At 51.2% G+C, this 14,837-nt stretch carries 16 protein-coding genes; 2 read left to right on the top strand and 14 right to left on the bottom strand.

The genetic code is table 11. From position 1 onward, the window contains the following. The 9 genes from CJA_RS08690 to CJA_RS08650 form a co-directional block, all read right to left on the bottom strand. Nucleotides 1-474 (bottom strand): low molecular weight protein-tyrosine-phosphatase, encoded by a 474-nt coding sequence (locus CJA_RS08690; RefSeq protein WP_012487403.1) that lies wholly within the window; start codon nucleotides 472-474, stop codon nucleotides 1-3. Then, a complete protein-coding gene (gene kdsB, locus CJA_RS08685; RefSeq protein ID WP_012487402.1) occupies nucleotides 471-1,238 on the bottom strand; it encodes a 3-deoxy-manno-octulosonate cytidylyltransferase in 768 nt (255 codons plus the stop codon). The genes CJA_RS08690 and kdsB overlap by 4 nt, the downstream gene beginning before the upstream one ends. A gap of 42 nt (nucleotides 1,239-1,280) precedes the next feature. Beyond that, nucleotides 1,281-2,336: a tetraacyldisaccharide 4'-kinase gene (gene lpxK / locus CJA_RS08680; protein ID WP_041552154.1), complete on the bottom strand. Its 1,056-nt coding sequence runs from the start codon at nucleotides 2,334-2,336 to the stop codon at nucleotides 1,281-1,283. A gap of 75 nt (nucleotides 2,337-2,411) precedes the next feature. Then, nucleotides 2,412-2,837, bottom strand: coding sequence for an ExbD/TolR family protein (locus CJA_RS08675; RefSeq protein ID WP_012487400.1), 426 nt, complete (start codon nucleotides 2,835-2,837; stop codon nucleotides 2,412-2,414). A 12-nt stretch (nucleotides 2,838-2,849) separates the two neighbouring features. After that, the gene (locus tag CJA_RS08670; protein ID WP_041552152.1) at nucleotides 2,850-3,476 is read right to left on the bottom strand and encodes a MotA/TolQ/ExbB proton channel family protein; all 627 of its coding nucleotides are present in this window, start codon (nucleotides 3,474-3,476) and stop codon (nucleotides 2,850-2,852) included. A 154-nt stretch (nucleotides 3,477-3,630) separates the two neighbouring features. Further along, entirely contained in the window at nucleotides 3,631-6,060 is a 2,430-nt protein-coding gene (locus tag CJA_RS08665; RefSeq protein WP_262369372.1) for a DNA internalization-related competence protein ComEC/Rec2, read from the bottom strand. A gap of 83 nt (nucleotides 6,061-6,143) precedes the next feature. Further along, the gene (locus CJA_RS08660) at nucleotides 6,144-7,382 is read right to left on the bottom strand and encodes a lipoprotein-releasing ABC transporter permease subunit (protein ID WP_012487397.1); all 1,239 of its coding nucleotides are present in this window, start codon (nucleotides 7,380-7,382) and stop codon (nucleotides 6,144-6,146) included. Next, a complete protein-coding gene (gene lolD, locus CJA_RS08655; protein WP_012487396.1) occupies nucleotides 7,379-8,080 on the bottom strand; it encodes a lipoprotein-releasing ABC transporter ATP-binding protein LolD in 702 nt (233 codons plus the stop codon). Before lolD ends, CJA_RS08660 begins: the two co-directional genes overlap by 4 nt. A 9-nt stretch (nucleotides 8,081-8,089) precedes the next feature. Further along, on the bottom strand, nucleotides 8,090-9,328 hold the full coding sequence (locus CJA_RS08650) for a lipoprotein-releasing ABC transporter permease subunit (RefSeq protein WP_041551354.1): 1,239 nt from the start codon (nucleotides 9,326-9,328) through the stop codon (nucleotides 8,090-8,092). Between the two features lie 132 nt (nucleotides 9,329-9,460). On the opposite strand from CJA_RS08650, the gene CJA_RS08645 reads away from it, so the two are divergent. Together CJA_RS08645 and CJA_RS08640 are read left to right on the top strand one after the other, a co-directional pair. Beyond that, complete coding sequence (locus tag CJA_RS08645; RefSeq protein ID WP_012487394.1) at nucleotides 9,461-10,033, top strand: PilZ domain-containing protein; 573 nt, start codon at nucleotides 9,461-9,463, stop codon at nucleotides 10,031-10,033. A 19-nt stretch (nucleotides 10,034-10,052) separates the two neighbouring features. Further along, nucleotides 10,053-10,361 carry a hypothetical protein gene (locus CJA_RS08640; RefSeq protein ID WP_012487393.1) on the top strand — a complete coding sequence of 103 codons (309 nt, stop codon included), beginning with the start codon at nucleotides 10,053-10,055 and terminating at the stop codon, nucleotides 10,359-10,361. A 93-nt stretch (nucleotides 10,362-10,454) separates the two neighbouring features. Here CJA_RS08640 and sthA read toward each other — a convergent pair whose 3' ends face one another. From sthA to CJA_RS08615, 5 genes are all read right to left on the bottom strand, one after another. Further along, a complete protein-coding gene (gene sthA / locus CJA_RS08635) occupies nucleotides 10,455-11,852 on the bottom strand; it encodes a Si-specific NAD(P)(+) transhydrogenase (protein ID WP_012487392.1) in 1,398 nt (465 codons plus the stop codon). Nucleotides 11,853-11,963: 111 nt separating this feature from the next. Beyond that, nucleotides 11,964-12,224, bottom strand: a complete 261-nt coding sequence (gene nqrM, locus CJA_RS08630) for a (Na+)-NQR maturation NqrM (protein WP_012487391.1) — start codon at nucleotides 12,222-12,224, stop codon at nucleotides 11,964-11,966. A gap of 90 nt (nucleotides 12,225-12,314) precedes the next feature. Then, entirely contained in the window at nucleotides 12,315-13,538 is a 1,224-nt protein-coding gene (nqrF, locus tag CJA_RS08625) for an NADH:ubiquinone reductase (Na(+)-transporting) subunit F (RefSeq protein ID WP_012487390.1), read from the bottom strand. Nucleotides 13,539-13,559: 21 nt separating this feature from the next. Next, nucleotides 13,560-14,168, bottom strand: a complete 609-nt coding sequence (gene nqrE / locus CJA_RS08620; protein ID WP_012487389.1) for an NADH:ubiquinone reductase (Na(+)-transporting) subunit E — start codon at nucleotides 14,166-14,168, stop codon at nucleotides 13,560-13,562. Continuing rightward, the gene (locus tag CJA_RS08615) at nucleotides 14,168-14,836 is read right to left on the bottom strand and encodes an NADH:ubiquinone reductase (Na(+)-transporting) subunit D (protein ID WP_012487388.1); all 669 of its coding nucleotides are present in this window, start codon (nucleotides 14,834-14,836) and stop codon (nucleotides 14,168-14,170) included. The genes nqrE and CJA_RS08615 overlap by 1 nt, the downstream gene beginning before the upstream one ends. Nucleotide 14,837: the final 1 nt, after the last annotated feature.

The following is a 14,837-nucleotide window of genomic DNA, read 5'->3' as shown; positions in this document are numbered from 1 at the left end:
CTATAAATGGCGTTGACGAATATCAGTAAGCAGTCCGCGAGCAGCGTCTTCTACCAAATCCAATACCAACTCAAAGCCATCGTTTTCACCGTAATAGGGATCGGGTACCTCGCGGTAATCCTGACGTTCACCAAAGGCGAGGAACAGCCCCAAATGGCCCTGGTAATTTGCGGGTTTCATTCGTTGCAAGTCACGCAAATTGGCATTATCCATGGCCAGGATGTAATCGAACCGGGAGAAGTCCACCGAACTCACCTGGCGCGCCCGCAGCATGGATAAATCATAACCACGCTGGCGCGCAGCCGCCTGGGAGCGGGGATCGGGAGCGCGCCCTATATGCCAATCACCAGTGCCCGCAGAATCAACATAAACCTTGTCTTGCAAGCCGGCATCTTCGATGAAATGGCGAAAAATTCCATCTGCTGTTGGTGAACGACAAATATTGCCAAGGCAAACAAATAAAACCTGAATCACTGCCCAACCTCCAACAATGCCTTAACGCGCTGTAAATCGGCTTCGGTATCCACGCCACCAGGTACCTGTGCACAAGCCTCGGCAACATGGATTGCCTCGCTATTGGCCAGGACACGCAATTGCTCCAAAGACTCTATGGATTCCAGCGTTGCCTGGGGCCAGGTCACAAAACGATCCAGCAGAGCGACACGATAGGAGTAAATACCTATATGACGCTGCGCCGGGAAATTATCCGGCAGGACGTTGACATCCGGTTTTGCAAAATGATCGCGCGGCCAGGGGATTGGTGCGCGACTAAAGTACAGTGCCCTGCCCGCTTTATCGGCAACCACCTTCACAATATTGGGGTTGTGGAAATCTTCAAGGTAATGGATTGGCTCGCTCAGGGTGGCAACGCTGGCATAGGTATTGGCCGCCAGGTTTGTAGCGACCTGGTTGATGACCGCCGGCGGAATCAAAGGCTCATCCCCCTGCACATTGACCACTATGTCATCTGCAGCCAGCCCCAGGGTACGGGTAACCTCTTGTAAGCGATCAGTACCCGAGCTATGGCTGGCAGAAGTCATCACGACCTGGGCACCAAATGCCTGTGCAACAGCCTGGATACGTGCGTCATCAGTGGCAATAATGACTGCCTTGGCCTGGCTTTGGCTGGCGCGCTCATAAACATGCTGGATCATGGGTTTGCCGGCAATGTCCTTTAATGGTTTTGCGGGCAAGCGCGTAGACGCATAGCGGGCGGGAATGACGACATAAAAACTCATAAATAGCTTCTCTTGGGTGATAAGGCAAAACCGCCCGGAATCCTATTCAAAGGCAGCCTTTTTCTGTTCTTTTACCCGCCCTACCTTATTATCCAAGGCAGACCAGAATAGATCCGGTAACCGGGCTTCTATCACCAGGTAGTACCAGTTTTCTTGCGCAAAGGCCCTGCACTTAACCGCATCCTTTTCGGTCATCACCACGGGCAGGTTTTCATCAAAAGCGAGATCAGCGGGGGCATAGCTGTGGTGATCAGGATAACTGTGCTCCACCGGCTCGACACCGAGTAACTGCAAACTTTGATAAAAGCGCCGCGGGTTGCCTATACCAGCCACTGCATGTACCGACTTACCTGTGAAAGCATCTATTGCCAAAGACTCAGTGGATAAGAGCGATTGAAAGCACAGGGGTGCTATTGCCATCGGAATGGTAAACACAGGTTCATCGACAGGCAGCGAAAAACTATCGGATGGGCTATTGGCAACCACCCAGTCTACCGACTTCAACCGCTCCGCAGACTCGCGTAGTGGCCCTACCGGCAAACAGTGTCCATTACCGACTCCGCGCAAGCCATCGACTAGCGCAATTTCAATATCCCGCCCCAGGCGATAATGCTGTAAACCATCATCACTCAACAGCAGGTCACAACCTAAATCTTCCAGGTAACGGGCTGCCGCAACCCGATCAGGTCCGACGCAAATGGCACAACCCGTTTGCCGGTAAATAGAAATTGGCTCATCGCCAGCCTCTGCCGGGGTTGATGAGCTTTCAACCAAATAGGGGTAATTCGGGGCTCGCCCGCCATAGCCTCGACTGATCACACCGGGGTTATAACCCTGGGCCTGGAAATGTTTGACCAGGGCAATCAATAAAGGGGTTTTACCCGTTCCCCCTACCGAAATATTGCCAACAACAATCAAGGGGGTTGGCAAATTTACCTGTTGATAGCGCAGGATCCACCAGCGTCGGAAACGGCTCAGGGCAACGAAGATCCACATCAGTGGCAGCAACCATAATGTCCAGCGACGCTGGCCATACCAGGCATCAAGCCATGCCTGTTGGCGCGAAGACGTGGACGATGAGGTGGATGATGGGCGCAAAGACAAATTCCCGCGAAAACCAAAGAGTCGCATTCTACCGATACACATGGCCAGGTTAAACCCGACCATGTGGCATCAGGGTGCCTGTGGGTCCGGTTGACGGGAGGTGATACTCAAGCGGGAGAAGCCCAACTGGCCAGCGACATCCATGGCAGCGACTACAAACTGGTGAGGCGTCTTGGCATCAGCCGTAATTGCCAGGGGTAAACGATTATCCCCCTCGGCAGTTTTCTCCAGGGCAACGCGCAACGTCTCAGGCTTGCTATTGACCAGGACCTTGCCATTGACCGAATAACTGCCATCAGCAGCGATAAGGATTTCAATCAGCTTGGGGGTATCGCTGCTGGGTTTTCCCGTCGCCTCTGGCAAATCCACACTGAGATGGGTTTCACGGGTAAACGTGGTAGAAACCATAAAGAAGATCAACAGCAAAAACACCACATCAATCAATGGTGTCAGGTTAATCCCGTCGTTATCGACTTTTTGGCGCTGGAATTTCATCAGATAACCCCATTACACCAGTTTCACATCGACACGCCGATCCGAGTGTAAAGCGTCTACCAATTTGATCGCCTCTTCCTCCATGGTAACGACAATAGAATCGATACGACGCTGGAAGAAACGATGTGCAATCATGGCGGGAATGGCTACCAACAGCCCAAAGGCGGTGGTATACAGGGCAACGGAAATACCGCCTGCCAATACCCCGGTATTACCCGACCCTTGCAGCATAATTGCATTAAACACCTCAATCATGCCGAATACAGTCCCCAAAAGCCCCATTAAAGGAACAACATTGGCAATCGTTCCCAAAATATTAATGTATCGCTCCAGGTCATGAATGACCTGGTTAGCCGCTTCCTGGATCGAATCTTTCATCACTTCCCGACCATGCTTGGAATTACTGAGGCCAGCGGCCAGGATTTGCCCCAGGGGAGAAGACTGTTTCAGCTCACGCAATTTAGAGGCATCAACCTGATTATTTTTAATCCAGCTCCACACTTGGGCCAGCAATGTCTTGGGTGCAATTTTAGCGGGGTTGAGGGTCCAATAACGCTCAAGACTTACACCAATAACCACCAGCGAACACAAGAGAATCGGCCACATTAAAAAACCGCCGGCTAAAAAAATCTCTATCACCTGCAATACCCTCTTATGGTTTGGCTCGAGCTTAGTAAACGGCAGGCTTTCGAACCCGGCAGCCCACACAAAGTGCGGCGTACCATACCATAAGATGGGTAGAAAACCATGCCCTGGCCAGCAGTCGGTGTTAAATCTGTGAAAGCTATTGGATTCATTGGGTGATCTCTGGAACTACATCAAACCAATAACGCCGGTATGTATCCCGCGCACGGATTTGCTCAAATCGTCCATCCTTATACCAGCGAAAAACCAACGCTCCATGCCACGCCGTATTCAGTGGGCGGCTGCCCTGTTGCGCATAGCGCGCCTGTACCTGAGGATGGGGATGGTTATGCTGGTTTTTATAGCCCGCGGAATAAGCTACCCAGTCCGGGGAGGTATAAGCCACAAATCCAGGATTGGATGAACTGCGACTGCCATGGTGTGCTGCCACCACCAGGGTAAGCCCGGGAGGCAATTCATTCCCACGCAACAGCGCCCATTCCCCTTTGGAGTCCAAATCACCAGGCAATAATATATTCTGGCCAGCGTAGCGAATTAACAGTACACATGAACGATGGTTGGCACTGGCCCTGGCAGAGATTTCACGCTGTAAAAACTGGAACTCGACATTATCCCAACGCCATGCAAATGACTGATGGCAGTCTTCCCCCTCGCGCATAGGCTCATCCATCCGATGCCGTGAGGGCTCACCCCAATAGATTCGCCCGATGGGAATGGCATCCACCAATCCCTGATAGCCCCCTGCATGATCCTTATCCCAGTGACTAATGACCAGAGCATCCAGTTTACGCAATGCCAGTGAGCGCAAATAAGGCAAGACAATCCCCGTGCCGCCATCAAAATCCTTGCTGAACTGCGGCCCCGTATCAAATACCAGATGATGATTGGGCGTACTTGCCACCAGGGCGCTGCCCTGCCCGACATCCAGAATCGTCAACTGCAATTCGGGGCGATCCGGCAGGGGTAAAACCGCCAGGGCAATACCCATGACCAAACTGACATATCCCCACCAACGCGGTACCAAGCCAACCGGTAATAGCAACACCAGACCCGCTGCCCCCAGCACAGCTGCCACAGGAAGGGAGAAAGTTAATGTTGGACTGTGCCAGCTTGATGCCAACCCGATAAGCCAATCCAGCCATTGCATGAGTCCGTCAATACCAACTGCCGCCAGCATCAGGAAGAACCCGCCCAATCCCTGGCTGACAAAAGCCAACACAGCGCCCAGTAACAAGCAGGGAACCACAAAAAATGTTACCAGTGGAATTGCCACAAAATTGGCAACCGGTGATAGCAAGGGAATAGTGTTAACCAGCATGGACAAAGGTACCAACAACCCAATAAACATCACCCACTGGGATTTGCAGTAACCTGACAACAGCCCTTTTGCTGTAGTCCTCGACCAGAATGGCACATAGCCTACCTTAGGCTCATAGCGCCCGGAAAAGACCAGAATCAACAGGGCTACGGCGATAAACGATAGCCAGAAGCCTATATCAAATGCAGCCAATGGCTGGATGACCAACACCAGGGCGAGCGCCATAAAATAGATATGGCTTAAACGGGCGCGACGATAAAAAAACGCAGCGAGATAAAACACGCCCAACATAATGAGTGTGCGAACCGTGGGTATATTGAATCCAGCTAATGCGCTATAGAACAATGCGAAAACAATAGCGCCAAGATATGCAAAAATCTGTGCGGGCCGTCCTTGAACAAAACCGTTCAGGCATCGCCCCACATACAACCCGGCCAGGTATCCCACCAATGCCAGGAACCCGACATGCAAACCGGAAATGGCAATTAAGTGGCTGATACCCGTTTGCTGCACCTGCTGCCATTGGCTTTTTTCAACTCCCCCGGTGTCCCCGATCAAGAGCGCCACCAGGATTCCTTTATTATTCGATGCAGTGTTATCGCGCACCCACTGCTGCAAGTGCCAGCGCCAATGATCGATGCGAGCCTGGATTGGAATCCAACGATCGGATGTATCAGGCTCGCCCTGGACGATGTATCCCGTTGCCCCCAATCCCCGGCGTAGCAGCCAGGCTTGATAATCAAAACCACCGGGGTTCACCATACCGCGAGGCCGTTTGAGCCGCACATGAAAACGCCAGTATTCACCCGGCACCACATTGACAGGTTTTGTTTGTGCATGCTGATACCAGCTCAACAGTATTTTCTCTGGCAGGTTTATGGATGATGATTGTTCTATGCCCCAATGATCAACACGTAAAACAAAGCGAACTTTATCAGCATCATTGAGCGGAATGCCTTCGATCCATCCATTAACCGGAATCAGTTTCCCTTCATCATCTGCATCCAGTTGTTGGGCAAGCAACTGATGCCCCGCGATAACGCCCCAGGCAATACCGAATGCATAAACAACAGCGAATAAAAAGCGCTGCCACACCCGAATTAGCAAAAGCATTGGGATGAGTAACACCAACCAATAGCAGGATGGTAAAACCGGAAAATAGCTAACGCAGAGAATACCGAGTGAAAACAGTAGCAACAGACTGTTCAGTGGTGCCCGCTTGTGCGGTGTTATTGAAAGAGATGTAAATAACCGTTCCATAGTCATTGTGTGTCCTTAAGGTACCAATTACTGTATCACCCAACAGCATCCATGCCAGCAAAATCCGGGGGGTGTATCAATCCTTAATATTCGTAGCGTAAGGCATCTGCCGGCTGCACACGGCTCGCGCGCCAGGCAGGATACAGGGTTGCAAAAAAGCTGATCACCAGCGCCGTAACAACAACCCTCAGCGCATCGTTCCACTGAAACTCAGAGGGTAAATAGGATATGGGATAGACATCCGAGTGTAAAAACTGGATACCCAACCACTTTTCCACCAACTGCACAAAAGGCGTTACTACGACTGATAAAAACGCACCTAATGCCAGCCCAAGTCCAGCGCCAATGATGCCAATCAATCCACCCTGCATCATAAATATTCCCATAATGTCGCCGCTGGATGCGCCCATGGTACGCAGGATAGCAATATCACCCTGCTTATCGACGACCACCATAATCAAGGTGGAAACCAGATTAAAAGCCGCGATGGCAATAATCAAAAATAACAACATACCCACCAGGTTTTTGGACATTTGAATAGCCTGGTAGACATTACCGTGGGTACGCATCCAGCTGGAGCCATAATAACCCGGCGGCAACTGGCCAACCCATTCATACACAATTTCCGGGGCGGCAAATAAATCTGCCACCTTGAGGCGAATCCCCGTAACCTGGCCCGGATGGCCCGACAGGGAAGAGGCTTCGGTGAGATTCATTAATGCCAGGCCGTTATCCAGCTCGGTATGGCTGTCAATAATGGCCAGCACATGTACCACCTGGATACGTGGTGCCTGGGTATCACCACTGCCCGCCGGAACGATCAGGGACAGGTTATCACCCACGCTGGTATTGAGTTTTTCTGCCACACCGCGCCCAATGACAATGCCCATAGGACTTTGCGCCAATTGGGCAAAAGTTCCCCCAGGCAGATATTTTTCGAGGTTGGATGTACTGGACTCCTGCGCGGGGTCGACCCCAAACAAGGCAACGGGAGCAACCTGCTTGCGCACACTGAGCAACCCGTTTAACTGCACAAACGGACTGGCGCCTAAAATGCGAGGGTCCTGGCTCAACTGGCCGATCAGGGCATCCGCATCGGTAATAGCGTCCCGGTGATAAAGGCTGGCCTGGGGCATGATACCGAGGATGTTTTCGCGCAGATCGCGATCGAAGCCATTCATGATCGACATCACCAACACCAGCAGACCAACACCAATCACCAGCCCGGCGGTCGATAACCGGGAAATAAATGACACCAGCTGGCTGTGTCGGTGCGACAAACCGTAGCGAGCACCCAACAAAAAGATATAGGGCTTAATCACACGGTTTCCTCAAGATTGCCATCCATCAGGGTTAGCGTACGATCCATACGTGCCGCCAGGGATGGGTCATGGGTCACCACAATAAAACTGGTACCGATCGATTGATTCAGCTCTAACATCAGCTGCTGGATGCTATCGGCGGCCTGACGGTCGAGGTTGCCTGTTGGTTCATCCATCAACACACAGGCGGGATTGGTAACCAGTGCCCGAGCAATAGCCACACGTTGGCGCTCACCACCGGACAACTCCGAAGGCTTGTGCTCCAGGCGATGCTCCAAACCTACCCGTTGCAAGAGTGCAGCCGCTGCTGCCTTGGCTTCCGTGCGGGACTTGCGGGCAATCAGCAAAGGCATGGCGACATTTTCAATCGCCGTAAATTCAGGCAATAAATGGTGGAACTGGTAAACAAAACCAAGGCTGCGGTTGCGTAATCGCCCGCGCTCATCGGCACTTAAATTGGAAAGCAATTGACCAGCCACTTCCACACTGCCGGTATCAGGCACATCAAGGCCACCCAAAATATTCAGCAGCGTTGACTTACCTGAACCTGATGCCCCCACAATAGCGACACGCTCCCCCCTGCTCACCTGCAAATTAACCTGCTGTAATACAGGCACAGCCAGATTGCCTTGCCGGTAAGATTTGCTAACCGATTTGCAGTAGAGCACGGCAGTGGTTTGGGAGGCGGGAGCAGACATAGAAGAGCCTTATTCGTATCTGAGCGCTTCCGCCGGTTCTATACGGGCAGCGCGATAAGCAGGATAAAGGGTTGCCAGGAAGCTAAGTGACAGTGCCATAGCGCATATCACGACAACATCCTGCCACATCAACACAGAGGGTAATTGGGTAATGAAATACACATCAGGATCAAACACCTGTACACCAACCCACTGCTGTAGAACATTCATCAGGGAGGTCAGGGTCAGGGCGACAAAACAACCGAGCAGTGCCCCCACCAGGGTTCCAAAGAAACCGACTGCCGAGCCTTGTACTACAAAAATCGCCATCACCTGGCGGGCACTTAATCCCAGGGTACGCAATACCGCAATGTCGGACCGTTTGTCAGCAACCATCAACACAAGGCTGGACACTATATTGAAAGCCGCCACTGCAATAATGATCAGCAGCAGGGCGCCCACCACCATTTTTTCCATTTTGACGGCCTGGAACAGGCTGCCCTGGGTTTGGCTCCAGTCTTTCACCTGGACCGAATCGCCCAAGCGCTGACGGATGTCACTCATGATCAAGGGCGCATCGAGCATATTATCGGTCTTAACATGCAACCCCTGGGCACCGGGCTGGCGCAGGAACCTTTTAGCATCATCCAGATGGATAAACACCAGGTTGCTATCCACCAGGGCCCCCACTTCAAATACCCCCACCAATGTGAAATGGCGGGTGCGGGTAAAGGCTCCCAGAGGCGTAATGTTAATATCCGGTGAGGTGATGCGGATCTTGTCACCCGGAGCCAGCGCCAGACGGCTGGCAAGGATTCGCCCCATAACAATCCCGTATTCACCGGGTTGCAGCAACGCCATATCGCCAACCAGCATCCGTTTATCCACAATGGATACCCTGGCTTCCTCCTCAGGGATAATCCCCTGCAGCTCGACGGCCTCAACTCCATCGGCATAGCTAATCATGACCGTACTGGCCAAATAGGGTGCCGCAGCCACTACCCGGGGGTGTTGCTCAACCTGTTCCGCCAACAGATGCCAATCGTGCAATAGCGGTTTTTGATCGACCAAACCATGGGGGACCACACTCAAAATGCGCTCCTTCATCTCGCGGTCAAAGCCATTCATGACCGACAGCACAATAATGAGGGCCATAACCCCCAGGGCCATACCGATCAGGGAGAAGGCGCTGATAAAGGATATGAATTGATTGCGGCGTTTGGCGCGGGTATAGCGCAAACCGATATATAGAGGAATATTCGTTAACATGCGCGCATTAAACCCAATTGCCTTGTCAGGCTCAAGTAAAAGCGTGAAACCAGAGGAGGCAAGCACGAACGGGGACAGAGTGTGCTATGGTTATAGCCAATCTGAACAGGGTTACCAGAATAGATCACGACCATGAGTGAACGCCGCAGTTATTTTCGTATTGATGAAAGCATTGCCCTTGAATACAGGGTCGTACCCGAGGTAACTGCCAATACCGCTGCGCCTGAGCTGCAGTTTCCAAATACCGCCTCACTCAAGCTCTATGCCGAATTACGCAAGATAGATACAGAAAACTCCCTCTTGTTCCATCAGATTCGGGAATCTAACCGCGCCGTTGCCGAATACTTGCAAAACCTTAACCGCAAAATTGAATTGATCAGCCAGCAGATGCTGATTGAGCACAAACCGCCACCTCCGTCAAAAACCATTAAGATTGTTAACCTGAGTGAAGGGGGAATCGCTTTTGGCTCCAGCCAAGCCCTGGCAATTGAGAGCTATGTCGCCATGCGCCTGGTCTTTTTGCCCAGTAATGCCGGGTTGGTCGTATTTGCCAAAATCATTCGTTGTGAACCCAGTAACACCGGTGAGTACCAGATTGCGGCAAAATTCCACCGTATCAACGACACCCAGCAGCACCTGATCGGCCAGCAAATTATGCGCGCCCAAATGGCCGAAAAGCGTCGCAGCAAACAAGTCCTACAATAGCTATCACTGGGAGGTATTCATGTTACGCCGTCCATTTGTATTTTTGTTCCTGATCTTAGGCTTACCGGGCATATCATCTACCTACGCAGAAGAAATACGCATTCCCATCGGCCAGCAGAGCCAGGAATCTTCTATTGCCGTACCCCGGTCCGGGATGAAAAAGGCCGAGGTGGAAAAACGCTTTGGGATGCCATTGGAACAAACAGCACCTGTAGGTAGCCCTCCCATTTCGCGCTGGGTCTATGCAGATTTTGTGGTGTATTTTGAATATGACCATGTTATCCGCAGCGTAAAAACCTTTAAGCGTAGCGACTCAGAGCCACAATGAGCTGAAGACATGACTGAAATAAAAAACGCCGCTTCTGCGGCGTTTTTTATCTGTTGCATTTTCAATAAATACGTCCCTATATGAGTGCACTAATTAGCGCCGGTTAATGCGATTAATCCCATCCAGCGCCGCAATACGATAGGCTTCAGCCATGGTTGGGTAATTAAATGTTGTATGCAGGAAATACTCAATGCTATTACCCTCACTCTCCTGATTCATAATAGCCTGCCCGATATGGACAATCTCCGCTGCCTCGGCACCAAAGCAGTGAACCCCCAATATTTCCAATGTCTCCACATGGAAAAGCAACTTGAGCATACCGACATCTTCACCACTGATCTGGCCTCGTGCAGTGTTTTTAAACAGGGCACGTCCCACTTCATAGGGAACCCTGGCACGGGTCAGCTCTGTTTCAGTTTTACCAATGGAACTGATTTCCGGCAGGGTATAAATGCCGGTAGGGACATCGGTTACCAATCGACATTCATCACCAAAAATACCTGCCGTTACCGCCCTGCCCTGGCCATAGGACGCACTGGCCAGGCTAGGCCAACCAATGACATCACCCACGGCATAGATGTTGTCCACACTGGTGCAATAGTTGTTGTCCACCTTGAGATTGCCGCGATGATCCGCCTCCAAACCAATTGCGGCCAGATTCAGCGAGTCTGTATTACCGGTACGCCCATTACACCAGAGAATGGCATCTGCCTTGAGACGCTTGCCTGATTTCAAGTTCAAGCTCACACTGGATGCATTCGCTTCGATTGACTCGTATTCCTCATTGTGACGCACAGTCACGCCACTATCGCGCAAGTGATAGCTAAGGGCATCGGAAATCTCATCGTCAAGGAAAGATAACAAACGCTCGCGGTTGTTGATCAAATCCACCCGCATACCCAAACCGGAAAAAATAGAAGCGTACTCGCAGCCAATCACGCCGGCACCGTAAATAATAATATGACGCGGGGTATGCTCCATCCCGAGAATCGTATCACTGTCATAAATACGGGGATGCGCAAAATTCACATCGTCTGGACGATAAGGGCGAGAGCCGGTAGCAATGACTATTTTGCTGGCATTGATAGTTTCGCGCCCACCATCCAACATCGCGAGACTAATGGTATTTTTATCGATGAACGACGCTTGGCCAATGTGGACATTAACCCGGTTACGCACATAAAAATTTGTGTGCAACTCAACTTGTTTCGGGATAACCCTGGCAGCAGATGCCAGTACACGGGGAAAGGTCAGGCGACGACTATCGCCAATTTCACGGAACAGGCTATTCGCCTTAAACTGGATAATTTGCTTAACCACATGGCGCAAGGATTTGGATGGAATTGTGCCTTTATGTGCACAACTACCGCCCACGACCGCCCTGTTTTCTATCACGGCAACCCGCTTACCAATCTTTGCTGCTGCGATAGCAGCACTCTCGCCAGATGGACCAGAACCTATTACTAACAGGTCATAACTGTGGTCAGCCACGATAAACCCCTTAATTCGACCGAATACTTCACCAATCACTCAGTAATAGCGAAATCCTTCGCCTGACCTGCAACAAAGAGGCCATTGTTATTCCTGTCGCTATGCTCCTGACTACTTTTTGGTAGCATCATAGGACAAATCAGCAGTACCTACCTTTGCTTTGGGCTCTTGTTTCACCAGGTCTTTGTTCTTTTCGGCTTCGCATTTGGCTTCATCGTCACCACAGATAGGGCACACATAATCCGGCTGGCCTAACGCCTTGCCCACACCGCCGCAAGAGCCACTGACCGGCTTACGTCCAGCCAACGCACTGAGTGACAGCGCCAGAGCCACAAACAGCATTACTATCAACGTTACAATCATGACTGCCATACATACCTCACTTGTTCATACTCCAACGACTATTTTACGCCCTTGAAATAAAAAAACGAGGCAGGTTCTCTGCCTCGTTTTCCTTACTCACTAGCCACCGAAGTCGTCGAGCAGGATGTTTTCATCTTCCACACCCAAACTCTTCAACATCTTGATAACGGCGGCGTTCATCATGGGTGGGCCGCACATGTAGAACTCGCAGTCCTCAGGTGCCGGGTGGTCTTTCAGGTAATTCTCGTAAAGTACGTTGTGAATAAACCCGGTTAAACCACTCCAGTTATCCTCTGGCTGAGGATCGGACAGGGCGATATGCCACTTAAAGTTCTCATTTTCAGCCTGCAACATGTCGTAATCTTCTTTGTAGAAGAGCTCACGCAATGAGCGGGCACCATACCAGAAACTGATTTTGCGCTTGCTCTTTAAACGACGCAGCTGGTCGAAAATGTGCGAACGCATAGGTGCCATACCGGCACCACCACCGATAAACACCATCTCGGCATCGGTCTCCTTGGCAAAGAATTCACCAAAGGGGCCATACACGGTGATCTGGTCACCCGGCTTCAGGCTAAACACATAGGAGGACATTTTACCCGGGGGAATACCCTGAGACTTTGGTGGTGGCGTCGCAATCCGGATATTGAACTTAACCACGCCCTTTTCTTCCGGGTAGTTAGCCATGGAGTAAGCGCGGATAACCGGCTCATCCACCTTGGATTCCAGGTTGAAGAAACCAAAACGCTCCCAGTCACCACGATATTCTTCACCAATCTCAAAATCAGAAAATTTCACATGGTGTACTGGCGCTTCCAACTGCACATAACCACCTGCACGGAAGTCTACGCTTTCACCTTCGGGCAGACGCAAGGTCAACTCTTTAATAAAGGTAGCCACGTTGGGGTTAGACTCCACAGTGGTCACCCACTGCTTAACACCAAACACTTCTTCCGGTACATGGATCTTCATGTTTTGCTTTACCGGAACCTGGCAGCTCAGTCGCCAGCCCTGGTTCTGCTCACGACGGTTAAAGTGTGGCTCTTCGGTAGGCAGAATAGAACCGCCGCCCTCATTCACCACACACTTACATTGGGCACAGCTACCACCACCGCCACAGGCAGAGGCCAGGAACACATTATTGGCTGCCAGGGTTTGTAGCAGCTTGCCGCCGGCAGGCACCGTAATGGTTTTTTCATCGTTGATAAGGATTTGCACATCGCCGCTGTTAACCAGCTTGGCTTTGGCCACCAGAATCACGACGACCAGCGCAATCACCACGAAGGTGAACATGGCTACGCCGAGAATAATTTCAATATTCATTCAGTCTATTCCTCGTCTCGCTTACAGGGAAATACCGCCAAAGGACATAAAGCCCAATGACATCAGTCCCACAGTGATGAAGGTAATACCCAGGCCGCGCAGGCCTTCAGGTATATCGGAGTACTTCATTTTTTCGAGGATACCCGCCAGCAGAACAATGGCAATGGCCCAACCCGCACCCGAACCGAAACCATAAACAACGCTTTCAGCAAAGTGGTAGTCACGCTCCACCATAAACAGCGAACCGCCCATAATTACGCAGTTCACAGTAATCAGTGGCAGGAATACACCCAGCGCGTTGTACAGCGCCGGCATGTATTTATCCATCACCATTTCCATGATCTGCACAATCGCAGCGATAACACCAATAAATGAAATGAAGCTCAGGAAGGTCAGGTCAACACCGGTTACACCAGCCCAGGCTAAGGCATCTTCCTTCAACAGATACGTAAGGAGCAGGTTATTGGCAGGCACAGTAACGGTTTGCACCACAATGACCGCGATCCCCAAACCTATGGCCGCGTTGATTTTCTTGGACATGGCGAGGAACGAGCACATACCCAGGAAGAAGGCGAGCGCCATGTTCTCGATAAATACGGAGCGCACCAGAAGGCTTAATAAATGTTCCATTATGCGATCTCCTGAGTTTTAACCGAGTTGGGTGCCATGGTGAAAGAGGCCTTTTCCACTTGGTTTTTCTTCCAGGTACGCAGTACCCAGATGATTAAACCAATCAGGAAGAAAGCACTGGGCGGTAGCAGCAACAAGCCGTTGGGCACATACCAGCCCCCTTCAGAAACAGTGGGCAGAATCTGGATGCCGAACCATTTACCGGCACCCAATATCTCACGGAAGGTAGCTACCACAATCAGCAGTGCTGAGTACCCCAAACCGTGGCCAATCCCATCGAGGAAGCTGGGAACCGGTGGGTTTTTCAGTGCGAAGGCTTCGGTGCGCCCCATCACAATACAGTTAGTAATGATCAGGCCCACAAATACCGACAATTGCTTACTGATATCGTAAGCCACCGCCTTGAGCACCTGGTCAACCACAATAACCAATGCGGAGATGATGATCATCTGTGCAATGATACGCACGCTGCTGGGCAGGTAGTTGCGCACCAGGGACACAAAGAAATTTGAGAAAGCGGATACCAGGGTCAGGCCAATGGCCATTACCAGGCTCACCTTCACACTGGAGGTTACCGCTAGCGCCGAACAAATACCCAGGATCTGCAAAATAACCGGGTTATTTTCGATGATCGGTTTTGTGAGGAGCTCTTTTGCTTTTACACTCATG

Source organism: Cellvibrio japonicus Ueda107, from assembly GCF_000019225.1.
GTDB lineage: Bacteria > Pseudomonadota > Gammaproteobacteria > Pseudomonadales > Cellvibrionaceae > Cellvibrio > Cellvibrio japonicus.
Note: the sequence above shows the minus strand (reverse complement) of the source record. Positions and strands in the feature narration are given on the sequence as shown.